The organism is Micromonospora sp. RP3T, from assembly GCF_003027925.1.
Classification (GTDB): domain Bacteria; phylum Actinomycetota; class Actinomycetes; order Mycobacteriales; family Micromonosporaceae; genus Micromonospora.
Window position 1 is genome coordinate 1 of sequence record NZ_PYPS01000057.1, and the last position, 11266, is coordinate 11266.

Here is an 11266-nt window from a genome sequence, read left to right on the forward strand (position 1 = left end):
AGCGGCCGGCCACCTCCGCCGCGCCGCCGTCGCCGGCCCGCAGCGTCCCGGCCGACACCCCATCGCGTACGGGGACCCACGCCGGTCCCATGTCGCTGAACTCCAGTGCGCCCGAACGTGGGTGTTCCCGTGCGGCCACCACCGCGCGTCGACAGCGCACCGCGCGGCGGGTCGGCTCGCGTCACCGTCCATCGTCGTGACCGGGGCGTTCCTCGCCGGTCTACTGGCCGGCTACGGCGTCGCCGTGCCGGTCGGCGCGATCGCGATCCTCATTCTCGGGCTGAGCGCCCGCCACGGGTTCCGGGTCGGCGGGGCCGCGGCGCTCGCGGTGGCCACCGCGGACGGGCTCTACGCCGCGCTGGCCACGCTGGGCGGCGCCGGGCTGGCCCGCGTGTTGGCCCCGGTGGCGGGGCCGCTGCGGGTGGTCGCCGCGCTGGTGCTGCTCGGCATCGCCGCCCACGGCCTGTGGCGGGCCTGGTCCGGCCGGCGGGCCCGGGAGGTCACCGGGACGCCGCCCGGGCGCGGCCTGCACACCCCGGCCCGGGCGTACGCGGCGCTGCTCGGGCTGACGCTGCTCAACCCGGCGACGGTGCTCTACTTCGCCGCGCTGGTGCTCGGCCGCCGGAACGCTGCCGACCCGGACCCGACCGCCGCCGCGTCGTTCGTGACCGGCGCGTTCCTGGCGTCGGCGAGCTGGCAACTGCTGGTGGCCGGTGGCGGGTCGATGGTCGGGCGCGTGCTGGCCGGCCCGCGCGGTCGGCTGGTCACCGGGCTGGTCTCCAGCGCGCTGATCGCCGCCCTGGCGGCGGTCACGGTGCTGTCCGGCTGAACCGCGTACCGTCGTGGCATGAGCAGCCGACCCGCAGCCGGTGGTGGCCGGTGGGTGGAGGTCGATCCGGGCCGCGTCCTCCGCTGGGTCGAGGGCTTCGCCGACCGGCACGGCCCACCCGTCACCACCGTCCAGGGCTACGGGCTGCTGCTCACCGCCCCGGACGGCGCCACCGCCGAGCTGCACACCCCGCCCGGCGCGCGTTCCACACCGGACCTGACCGCGTTCGCCGGTGTCGCCGCCGCGCCCCGCCGGATCGGCCTGCTGCTGGCCCGCAAGGGCGCGGTGGCGGTCGGGGTGGCCGACGGGACCGAGCTGGTGACCTCCAAGGTCGACACCCGGTACGTGCAGGGCCGCACCGCCGCCGGGGGCTGGTCCCAGCAGCGGTTCGCCAGGCGGCGCGACAACCAGGCGAAGGCGGCGCTCGGCGACGCCGCCGATCTCGCCGTACGTCTGCTGTTGCCGGTCGCCGGCACGCTCACGGCGGTGGTCTGCGGCGGTGACCGGCGTGCGGTGGACACGGTGCTGGCCGACCGGCGGCTGGCCCCGCTCGCGGCGCTGCGCGCCGGTCGCCTCCTCGACGTGCCCGAGCCCCGGCACGCGGTCCTGGTCGCGGCCGTCACCGCCGCCCGGGCGGTCCACATCCTGGTCCGGTGAACAGGAAAGATCACATCAAGACGGTCAATCCCGCGCGCTCCTAGTGCATCGAATCGACTCGATGCATAAAGTCGGTGCCACGAAGTGGTGGGTCTCCGGGCGACCCCAGGGCAGCTTCTCCGCCGTTCACGCACCGACATCGTCAGGAGAAGGCATTTCATGAACGGACATCAGGGCGGCCGGCTGCGGGCCCGGTGGCGCACCGCCACCCGGCTCCTCGCCGCGGCGGCGGCGTTGTGCACCGGAAGCGTCGTGCTCACCGCCGCACTCACCGCGGGCCCGGCATCCGCCGGCCCCGCCGAACGCGTCGCGCTGGCCGGCGCCGCGGCCACCAGCGTCACCACGGGCGGCGCGCACACGTGTGCGATCCGCGCCGACGGGGCGTTGCTGTGCTGGGGCTCCAACTACAGTGGCCAGCTCGGTGACGGGACCACCACGAACCGGGGGATCCCGGCGCGGGTCGGCACCGCCACCTGGACCGGCGTCGACGCGGGCACCGGCCACACCTGCGCGGTCCGGACGGACGGCACGCTGTGGTGCTGGGGGTCGAACTTCCGGGGCCAGCTCGGTGACGGGACCACCACCAGCCGCAGCACCCCGGTGCAGGTCGGCACCGCCACCAACTGGGCGCGGGTGGACGCCGGCCCGGCGCACACCTGCGGCGTCCGCACCGACGGCACGCTCTGGTGCTGGGGCTTCAACCGGACCTCACAGTTGGGCGTCGGCAGCTCGCCCTACACCGCGACCACCCCGTTGCAGGTCGGCACCGCGACCAACTGGGCGAGCGTCTCGACCGGCTTCGCGCACACCTGCGGCGTCCGCACCGACGGCACGCTGTGGTGCTGGGGGCTCAGCTCGGACGGTCAGCTCGGTCTCGGCACGCTGGGCTCCCAGACGACGCCCGCGCAGGTCGGCACCGCGACCACCTGGACCGGCGTCACGGCCGGGTACGCGCACACCTGCGGCGTCCGGGCCGGCACGCTGTGGTGCTGGGGTGAGAACGGATACGGGCAGCTGGGCGTGAGCGGCAACTACCAGACCGCGCCGGTGCAGGTCGGCACCGTCGCCACCTGGAGCCGGGTCGCCGCCAGCGGTGACGCGACGTGCGCGTCCCGCACCGACGGCAGCCTGTGGTGCTGGGGCAAGAACGCGACCGGGCAGGTGGGCGACGGCACCACCACCCACCGGTCCACGCCGACCCGCGTCGGTACCGCCACCACCTGGACGGGGGGCCTGGCGGCCACCGACCACAGCTGCGCGATCCGGACCGACGGCGGCCTGTGGTGCTGGGGCGACAACAGCGGGGGCCAGCTGGGCGACGGCACCACTGTCGAGCGGTCCAGCCCGGCCGAGGTGACGCTGCCGGCCTGATCCGCCGGTGACACGACGTCGGGCCGTCGGCCGGCGCCGCTGGGTGTGCCAGCGTGCCGGCCGACGGCCCGGCGGGGGGAGCGGCGGTCTACTGGCCGGCGCCGAAGGTGTCGCAGGCCTTCGGGTCGCCCGTGGAGAAGCCCTTGGTGAACCACTGCTTGCGCTGCTCGGAGCTGCCGTGGGTGAACTCGTCCGGGTTCACCGGCCGGCCGGAGCGCTGCTGGATGGCGTCGTCACCGATTTTCTCGGCGGTGTCGATCGCCTGCTGGATGTCCTGGTCGGTGATGCTCTCGAAGATTTTCTGGCCCTGCTCGTCGGCGGTGCCGGTGGCGTTCTTGGCCCAGGCGCCGGCGTAGCAGTCGGCCTGGAGTTCGAGCTTCACCGACAGCGCGTTGGCGCTCTGCGGGTCGCGCTGCTGCTGGCGGCGCATCTGCGCCTCGGTGCCGAGCAGGTCCTGCACGTGGTGGCCGTACTCGTGGGCCAGCACGTACGGCTGGGCGAACTCGCCCTCGGCGCCGAGCTGGTCGGCGAGCAGGCGGTAGAACGTGAGGTCGATGTAGACCAGGTCGTCGGCCGGGCAGTAGAACGGGCCGACGCCGGAGTCGGCCGCGCCGCAGCCGGTGCTGACGTTCTGGCTGAAGAAGACCGTCTTGGACGGCTTGTACTGCTCGCCGAACACCTCCGGCATGGCGGTGCGCCAGTACGCCTGGATCGAGTTGACGTAGAGCGCGTTGCGGCAGTCGAGCTGCTTCAACGCGTCGTCCGCCGAGCACTTCTGCTCCAGCGAGGTGTTGTCGCCCTGCGCCGAGCCGTCGCCGCCGTTGGTGGCCGCGTTGAGGCCGAAGCCGCCACCCACCAGGGCGACCAGCACGGCGATGATGATGCCCACGATCCCGCCGCGACCGCCGCCGGTCGGGATCGGGATGCCCATCCCGCCGCCGCCGCCCCCGCCGGACCCTCGCCGGTCGTCCACCTGGCTGGTGTCGACCCGCGCGTTCTCATTCAGCTCCATGTTGACCCCGATCACCGATCTGTCCGTGTGTGGTGGTTGCGGTACCGGACCGGGTCCGGACGGCGAATTCGGTACCCGATGATCTTGTGCGGTAATCCGGCGGGACGACCACGGCGCGCCCGGTACACTGGAACCGTGCTGCGCTGCGAAGGCTGAACGGCCCCGCGCCGACGGGAGAACGAGACCCGCCGGCGCTTTCGCGTGCCCTGAGTCAGCCCTTCCGGACCCCGAGAGCGAGTACTCCGACATGATCACTGCCACCGGCCTGGAACTGCGCGCCGGTTCCCGGATCCTGCTGTCCGACACCACCCTGCGGGTGCAGCCGGGCGACCGGATCGGCCTGGTCGGCCGCAACGGCGCCGGCAAGACCACCACGCTGAAGGTGCTCGCCGGGGAGGGCCAGCCGTACGCCGGGCAGCTCGACCGGCGCAGCGCCATCGGCTACCTGCCGCAGGACCCGCGTACCGGCGACCTGGAGGTCACCGGCCGGGACCGGGTCCTCTCCGCGCGCGGCCTGGACGTGCTCATGGCGCAGATGAAGGAGCTGGAGGAGAAGCTCGCCGAAGGCGCCGACGACGAGCGGCTGGTCCGCCGCTACGGCGCGCTGGAGGATCAGTTCGCCTCGCTGGGCGGCTACGCGGCCGAGGCCGAGGCGGCCCGGATCTGCGCCAACCTCGGCCTGCCCGACCGCGCCCTGGCGCAGACCATCGGCACGCTCTCCGGCGGTCAGCGCCGCCGCATCGAGCTGGCCCGGATCCTGTTCCGGGACGCCGGCGAGAACGGCGGCGGCATCCTGCTGCTCGACGAGCCCACCAACCACCTCGACGCGGACTCGATCACCTGGCTGCGCGGCTTCCTCGCCAACCACAAGGGTGGCCTGATCGTGATCTCCCACGACGGCTCGCTGCTGGAGGCCGTGGTCAACAAGGTGTGGTTCCTGGACGCCACCCGCTCCGTGGTCGACACCTACAACCTCGGCTGGAAGGCCTACCTGGAGGCGCGGGAGACCGACGAGCGGCGTCGTCGCCGGGAGCGGGCCAACGCCGAGAAGAAGGCCGGCGCGCTGATGGCCCAGGCCGACAAGATGCGGGCCAAGGCCACCAAGACCGTGGCCGCGCAGAACATGGCCCGCCGGGCCGAGAAGCTGATCTCCGGGCTGGAAGAGGTACGCCACGCCGACAAGGTGGCCAAGGTCCGGTTCCCCAACCCGGCGCCGTGCGGCAAGACGCCGCTGACCGCCGCCGGCCTGTCCAAGTCGTACGGGTCGCTGGAGATCTTCACCGACGTGAACGTCGCGGTGGACCGGGGCTCCCGGGTGGCCATCCTCGGGCTCAACGGCGCCGGCAAGACCACGCTGCTGCGGATGCTCGGCGGCCTGCTGGAGCCGGACACCGGCGAGGTCCGCCCCGGGCACGGCCTGCGGCTCGGCTACTACGCCCAGGAGCACGAGACGCTGGACGTGGACCGGACGATCCTGGAGCACATGCGCAGCGCCGCCTCCGACCAGACCGACACCGACCTGCGCAAGATCCTCGGTGCGTTCCTGTTCTCCGGCGAGGACGTCGACAAGCCGGCCGGGGTGCTCTCCGGTGGCGAGAAGACCCGGCTGGCGCTGGCCACGCTGGTCTGCTCCGGGGCCAACGTGCTGCTGCTGGACGAGCCCACGAACAACCTCGACCCGGTCAGCCGGGAGCAGGTGCTCGACGCGATCGCCCGCTACCCGGGCGCGATCGTGCTGGTCACCCACGACCCGGGGGCGGTCAGCGCGCTCAAGCCGGACCGCGCCATCCTGCTGCCCGACGGTGACGAGGACGCCTGGTCCGACGACCTGCTCGAACTGGTCGAGCTGGCCTGACCCGGGGGCGGCGGCCGGCGGCGCGGTTCAGCCGAGCAGGTCGGCGAGCCGGGGGAGGACGCCGGAGGTGAGCAGGATGGTCGCGCCGATGACGACGAAGATCGCCGGCACCAGCCAGTGGCCGGCGCGGCCGACCAGCGACACCACCCGGGGGTGGCCGCCGAGCGCGGCGGCGACGGCGCACCACACGGCGACCAGCACGGCGAAGACCAGCAACCAGATCAGGCCGGTGAGCGGGTCGAGGGCACGGAAGACCGGCACGTAGACCGCGATGTTGTCGGCGCCGTTGGCCACCGTGATCCCGGCGACGCCGAAGAGGGTGCCGACCACCACCGGCGGGTCGTCGTCCCCGGTCCGGTTCCGCAGCGCGCGGACGCCGAGCGCGATCGGCAGCAGCCCGAGCAGCCCCGGCCACGGGTCGGGCACCACCAGCAGGCCGGCGGCGGCCACCACCGCGACGGCGACCAGCGCGCCGATACCCGCGTACTGGCCGGCGACGATCTGCCAGGGTCGCGGCCGGCCGTCGGTCCGGGACGCCACGAAGAGCACGGTGAGCACGACGATGTCGTCGAGGTTGGTGGCGGCGAACACTCCGGCGGCACCGGCCGCGCCGGCGATCAGATCGGTCACCGGGGGCACGATACGACCCGGCCGGTACGGCCCGGACGGCCGAGAGGATCACTCTATCGGGAAGCTGACATTGCGTAGCGTGTCGGTTGGCGAATAGTTGATATCTGGCGCATGATCGTTCGAGGCGGTCTAATAGGTGGGACCGTATCCGAACCGCACAGTCTGGGACGTGAGGAATCAGCATGGCAGCCACCGGCACAGCCACCAGCACTGAGAAGGGTCGCCGGATCGTCGGGGCCGAGCGTCAGACGCTCGCCAAAGACCTGGTAAAGCGGTACACCGGGGGTGAGAGCATTCGTGCGCTGGCGGCCTCGACCGGCCGCTCGTACGGGTTCATCCACCGGGTGCTCACCGAGTCCGGGGTGCAGCTGCGGCAGCGCGGCGGTGCCCGGCGCCGCAAGAAGGCGTGACCCGCCCCCCAGCGTCGTCCATCAGCGTCGCGCTCCGGGTGGTCCGGTGACCACCGGGACGACCGGAGTTCGACTCGACTGCGACGGGCCGGTCGCGACGGTGACGTTGTGCCGGCCCGACGTGCTCAACGCCCAGACCCCGGCGATGTGGCGCGCCATGAGCGACTTCTCCCGGGACCTGCCCGGTGACGTCCGGGTCGTCGTCGTACGCGGCGAGGGGCGGGCCTTCTCCGCGGGCCTGGACCTCGCGGTCGCCGGTGCCTCCGGGCCGGGCTCCTTCGCCGAGCTGGCCACGCTCTCCGAGTCCGAGTGCGCCGACCGGATCGCCGCCTACCAGGCCGGCTTCACCTGGCTGCACCGGCCGGACGTCGTCTCGATCGCCGCCGTGCAGGGCCACGCGATCGGTGCCGGCTTCCAGCTCGCGCTCGCCTGCGACCTGCGGGTGCTCGCCGCCGACGCGAAACTCTCGATGGCCGAGGTGACGCTCGGGCTGGTCCCCGACCTGGCCGGCACGCGCCGCCTGGTGGAGCTGGTCGGCTACTCCCGCGCCCTGGAGATCTGTGCCACCGGCCGTCGGATGGACGCCGCCGAGGCGGACCGGATCGGCCTGGCCACGCTCGTGGTGTCCCCCGACGAGCTGGACGCCGCGGTGCGCGACCTGGCCGCCGGGCTGCTGGCCAACAGCCGGGACGCCGTCGTGGAGATCAAGGCGCTGCTCGCCGGCGTGGCCGGGCGCTCGCACGCCGAGCAGCAGCGCGCCGAGCGGGAGGCCCAGACCCGTCGGATCCGGGACCTGGCCGGGCGCGGCGAATAGCGGTAAGGACCCCGGGGGAAGATCTGGGTTACTCGCGAGGTTGTCACAGGCGTCGGGAGAATTGACCCCGGCGGTCCGCGCGGCCCGACGACCCGGAGGTGACGAGTGTCCAACCCCATGGCCGGCGGCGGCATGGGCGGCTGGAGCATGCTCCGGTCGCTGCGCAACCGCGACGAGGTCTCCGCCCACCGGCTCAAGCGCGGCACCGCCCGGCGGATCGTCGCGTTCGCCCAGCCCTACCGGCGCGACATCGTCGTCTTCCTGCTCACCGTGATCGTCGCCGCGGTGATCGGCGTGGCCACCCCGCTGCTCGCCGGTGACGTCATCGACGCGATCGCCGGCCGCGGCCCCGACGCCCGCGACACCGTGGTCCGGCTCGCCCTGATCATCGCCGCGCTGGCCGTGGCCGACGCGCTGTTCTCGCTGGCCCAGCGGTGGTATTCGGCCCGCATCGGCGAGGGCATCATCCTCGACCTGCGCACCCGGGTCTACGACCACGTCCAGCGGATGCCGCTGCAGTTCTTCACCCGCACCCAGACCGGCGCGCTGGTCAGCCGGCTCAACAACGACGTGCTCGGCGCCCAGCGCGCGTTCACCTCGACGCTGTCCGGGGTGGTCAGCAACGTCATCCAGCTCGTGCTCACCGCCGGGGCGATGCTGGTGCTGTCCTGGCAGATCACCGTGCTGGCGCTGGTGCTGCTGCCGATCTTCATCATCCCGGCCCGCCGGGTCGGCCGTCGGCTGGCCGAGATCACCCGTGAGTCCTACGACCTCGACGCCAAGATGAACGCCACCATGACCGAGCGGTTCGGCGTGTCGGGCGCGCTGCTGGTCAAGCTGTTCGGCGCACCCGAGGTGGAGGCCGACCGGTTCGCCCGTCGGGCCGAACGGGTGCGCGACATCGGCATCCAGTCCGCCATGTATTCGCGTACGTTCTTCGTGGCGATGCTGCTTGTCGCCTCGCTGGCCCAGGCGTTGACCTACGGCGTGGGCGGCTGGCTCGCGGTCACCGGCGCGGTCAGCGCGGGCACCGTCGTCAAGCTCGCGCTGCTGCTGACCCGCCTCTACGGCCCGCTCACCGCGCTGTCCAACGTCCGGGTCGACGTGATGAGCGCGCTGGTCTCCTTCGACCGCGTCTTCGAGGTGCTCGACCTGCGTCCGGCCATCGCGGAGAAGCCCGACGCGGTGCCGGTGCCGCCCCGCAACGGTCGGGTCGAGTTCCGGGACGTGCGCTTCCGCTACCCGAGCGCCGCGGAGGTGTCGCTGGCCTCGCTGGAGGAGGTCGCCACGCTGGACCGGACGGTGAACGAGCCGGTGCTCAAGGGCGTCTCGTTCGCCGTCGAGCCCGGGCAGATGGTGGCGTTGGTCGGCCCGTCCGGCGCCGGCAAGTCCACGCTGTCCATGCTGATCTCCCGGATCTACGACGTCAGCGACGGCCAGGTGCTGGTCGGCGGCGTCGACGTGCGCGACGCGACGCTCACCTCGCTGCGCGACGAGATCGGCGTGGTCACCCAGGATTCGCACCTGTTCCACGAGACGATCCGGGAGAACCTCCGCTACGCCAAGCCCGACGCCACCGACGACGAGATCTGGGCGGCGCTGGCCGGTGCGCAGGTCGCCGACCTGGTCCGGGCCACGCCAGACGGGCTCGACACCACGGTCGGCGAACGGGGCTACCGCTTCTCCGGCGGCGAGAAGCAACGCATCGCCATCGCCCGGCTGCTGCTCAAGGCCCCGTCGATCGTGATCCTCGACGAGGCCACCGCGCACCTCGACTCGGAGAGCGAGGCGGCGGTGCAGCGGGCGCTGTCGGTGGCGTTGACCGGGCGTACCGCGCTGGTCATCGCGCACCGGCTCTCCACGGTGCGCGACGCCGACCAGATCCTGGTGCTCGACGAGGGCCGCATCGTCGAGCGCGGCCGGCACGACGAGCTGGTGGCGGTCGGCGGCCTCTACGCCGAGCTGTACCGGACCCAGTTCGCGGTCACCGACTCGCCGGTCCCGTACGCGGAGCCGGAGCAGCCCGAGCCGGTGGTGACCACGGTGCCGATGGGCACGTACGTCGCGCAGGAGAGCATGCCGCCGGCGACGGCGAACTAGGGGCCTGTCGCACCGGAGCCGGCTCTCGGCGTTCCGCCCGGGCGCCGGTGACCTGCCCGGCTGCGGCGGTGCCGGACGGCGCTATCCGCCGGTGACCGCCGCGCGCAGCTCACCGAACGCGGCGCCGAGCGTCTCCGGCGTGAAGTGCGCGTTCAGCCCGCTCGGGTTGGGCAGCACCCAGAGCCGCGCCGGCCCGAGCGGCTCCGGTTGCGGCCCGAAGCCGGCCTTCGGCCGGGCGAAACCGATCCGGTACGCGGTCACCCCGACCACCGCCACCCAGCGCGGCCGGTGGCGCTCGACCTTGTCGGTGAGCACGCGTGCGCCCTCGACCAGCTCCGCGGCGGTCAGCTCGTCGGCGCGGGCGCTGGCCCGGGCCACCATGTTCGTGATGCCCAACCCCAGCGCGGGCAGCTCGTCCTGCTCGCTGGGGTGCAACAGGCGCGGGGTGAACCCGCCACGGTGCAGCGCCGGCCAGAACCGGTTGCCCGGGCGGGCGAAGTGCCAGCCGGTGGCCGCCGACCACAGGCCCGGGTTGATGCCGACGAAGAGCACGTCCAGCCCGGGCCCGAGCACGTCGGGCAGCAGCCGGTCGGCCGCCGCGGCGAGCTGCTCCCGGCTGGGTCGCGGGTGACGCCGGGCGGGCGCGGCGGGACCGGCCGCGGGTTCGGGTCGCCCGCCGGCGGGGCGGCGTCGGTCGTTCATCGACGTGCCGTCCCGGGTCGCGGGCGCGTCACCGCGCCGGCACCGGGCTGCGGGCGCGTCACCGCGCCGGCAGCGGGCCGCGACGTCGTCGACGTGCCGTCACAGGCCACGCAGCGCACCGCCGTCGACCGGCACGGTGACCCCGGTGACGTAGCTCGCGGCGGGGGAGAGCAGGAACGCGGCCACCCGGCCGAACTCGGCGGGCTCGGCGATGCGGCCCAGCGGGATCGCCGCCTCGGCCGCGGCGCGGGCCCGGTCGGCGTCGCCGGAGGCGGCCAGCAGGTCCCGGTTGCGGTCGGTCATGATCCGGCCGGGCAGCAGGCTCACCACCCGTACGCCGCGCGGACCGTATTCGACGGCCAGGTCCTTGGCCACCCCGGCCAGGCCCGGTCGGAGGCCGTTGGAGATGCCCAGCCCGGCCAGCGGCTCGCGCACCGAGGTGGACAGCACCAGGGCGATCGCGCCGCCGTCGGTGAGCGCGCCGGCCACCGTGCGGGCGAGCCGGACGCTGCCCAGGAAGACCGTCTCGAACGACTCGCGCCACTGCGCGTCGGTGACCTCGGCGGCGGTGCCCCCGGGCGGCCCGCCGACCGAGATCAGCGCGCCGTCGAGCCGGCCGAAGTGTTCGCGGGCCGCCGCCACGAGGCGGTCCGGAGTGCCGGGGTCGGCCAGGTCGGCGGTCAGCCCGATGGCCCGCGCCGGGCCGCCGAGCGCCTCGACGGCGGCAGCCACCCGTTCCGGGGCCCGCGCGGAGACCACCACCCGGGCCCCGTCCGCGACGAGGTGCCGGGCGGTGGCGAGACCGAGGCCACCGGAGGCGCCGGTCAGCACGTACACCCGGTCGGCCAGTCCGAGATCCATGTCCCGATCCTGCCGCATCGGGGGC

The 11266-nt window shown here is 73.8% G+C and carries 11 protein-coding genes; 7 read left to right on the top strand and 4 right to left on the bottom strand.

The genetic code is table 11. From position 1 onward, the window contains the following. Positions 1–196: 196 nt before the first annotated feature. The 3 genes from C8054_RS29905 (at position 197) to C8054_RS29915 (ending at position 2857) form a co-directional block, all read left to right on the top strand. Positions 197–829 (top strand): LysE family transporter, encoded by a 633-nt coding sequence (locus C8054_RS29905; RefSeq protein WP_107162509.1) that lies wholly within the window; start codon positions 197–199, stop codon positions 827–829. 18 nt (positions 830–847) lie between these two features. Beyond that, positions 848–1486, top strand: a complete 639-nt coding sequence (locus C8054_RS29910; RefSeq protein ID WP_107162510.1) for an acVLRF1 family peptidyl-tRNA hydrolase — start codon at positions 848–850, stop codon at positions 1484–1486. A gap of 159 nt (positions 1487–1645) precedes the next feature. Next, positions 1646–2857 (top strand): RCC1 domain-containing protein, encoded by a 1212-nt coding sequence (locus C8054_RS29915; protein ID WP_107162511.1) that lies wholly within the window; start codon positions 1646–1648, stop codon positions 2855–2857. An 88-nt stretch (positions 2858–2945) separates the two neighbouring features. Here C8054_RS29915 and C8054_RS29920 read toward each other — a convergent pair whose 3' ends face one another. Beyond that, positions 2946–3869, bottom strand: coding sequence for a neutral zinc metallopeptidase (locus C8054_RS29920; protein ID WP_107162536.1), 924 nt, complete (start codon positions 3867–3869; stop codon positions 2946–2948). A gap of 247 nt (positions 3870–4116) precedes the next feature. Here C8054_RS29920 and C8054_RS29925 point away from each other — a divergent pair, with 247 nt between their 5' ends. After that, positions 4117–5724 (top strand): ABC-F family ATP-binding cassette domain-containing protein, encoded by a 1608-nt coding sequence (locus C8054_RS29925; protein ID WP_107162512.1) that lies wholly within the window; start codon positions 4117–4119, stop codon positions 5722–5724. Positions 5725–5751: 27 nt separating this feature from the next. Here the strand turns inward: C8054_RS29925 and C8054_RS29930 are convergent, their stop codons facing one another. After that, a complete protein-coding gene (locus tag C8054_RS29930; RefSeq protein ID WP_233220240.1) occupies positions 5752–6354 on the bottom strand; it encodes a cadmium resistance transporter in 603 nt (200 codons plus the stop codon). A gap of 182 nt (positions 6355–6536) precedes the next feature. On the opposite strand from C8054_RS29930, the gene C8054_RS29935 reads away from it, so the two are divergent. The 3 genes from C8054_RS29935 to C8054_RS29945 all read left to right on the top strand — a co-directional run bounded on the left by C8054_RS29935 (position 6537) and on the right by C8054_RS29945 (position 9678). Next, on the top strand, positions 6537–6764 hold the full coding sequence (locus C8054_RS29935; RefSeq protein ID WP_007072022.1) for a helix-turn-helix domain-containing protein: 228 nt from the start codon (positions 6537–6539) through the stop codon (positions 6762–6764). A gap of 46 nt (positions 6765–6810) precedes the next feature. Continuing rightward, a complete protein-coding gene (locus C8054_RS29940) occupies positions 6811–7578 on the top strand; it encodes an enoyl-CoA hydratase/isomerase family protein (RefSeq protein ID WP_107162514.1) in 768 nt (255 codons plus the stop codon). A 117-nt stretch (positions 7579–7695) separates the two neighbouring features. Continuing rightward, positions 7696–9678: an ABC transporter ATP-binding protein gene (locus tag C8054_RS29945; RefSeq protein ID WP_107162515.1), complete on the top strand. Its 1983-nt coding sequence runs from the start codon at positions 7696–7698 to the stop codon at positions 9676–9678. Positions 9679–9759: 81 nt separating this feature from the next. Here C8054_RS29945 and mug read toward each other — a convergent pair whose 3' ends face one another. Both mug and C8054_RS29955 read right to left on the bottom strand, forming a co-directional pair. Then, positions 9760–10380 carry a G/U mismatch-specific DNA glycosylase gene (mug, locus tag C8054_RS29950; protein ID WP_107162516.1) on the bottom strand — a complete coding sequence of 207 codons (621 nt, stop codon included), beginning with the start codon at positions 10378–10380 and terminating at the stop codon, positions 9760–9762. A gap of 99 nt (positions 10381–10479) precedes the next feature. Continuing rightward, positions 10480–11241 (bottom strand): SDR family oxidoreductase, encoded by a 762-nt coding sequence (locus C8054_RS29955; RefSeq protein ID WP_107162517.1) that lies wholly within the window; start codon positions 11239–11241, stop codon positions 10480–10482. Positions 11242–11266 lie beyond the last annotated feature (25 nt).

Coding starts and splice junctions, on each gene's coding strand:
- C8054_RS29920 (WP_107162536.1), bottom strand. CDS start 3,869: ATGGAGCTGAATGAGAACGCGCGGGTCGACACCAGCCAGGTGGACGAC.
- C8054_RS29915 (WP_107162511.1), top strand. CDS start 1,646: ATGAACGGACATCAGGGCGGCCGGCTGCGGGCCCGGTGGCGCACCGCC.
- mug (WP_107162516.1), bottom strand. CDS start 10,380: ATGAACGACCGACGCCGCCCCGCCGGCGGGCGACCCGAACCCGCGGCC.
- C8054_RS29910 (WP_107162510.1), top strand. CDS start 848: ATGAGCAGCCGACCCGCAGCCGGTGGTGGCCGGTGGGTGGAGGTCGAT.
- C8054_RS29955 (WP_107162517.1), bottom strand. CDS start 11,241: ATGGATCTCGGACTGGCCGACCGGGTGTACGTGCTGACCGGCGCCTCC.
- C8054_RS29945 (WP_107162515.1), top strand. CDS start 7,696: ATGGCCGGCGGCGGCATGGGCGGCTGGAGCATGCTCCGGTCGCTGCGC.
- C8054_RS29935 (WP_007072022.1), top strand. CDS start 6,537: ATGGCAGCCACCGGCACAGCCACCAGCACTGAGAAGGGTCGCCGGATC.
- C8054_RS29925 (WP_107162512.1), top strand. CDS start 4,117: ATGATCACTGCCACCGGCCTGGAACTGCGCGCCGGTTCCCGGATCCTG.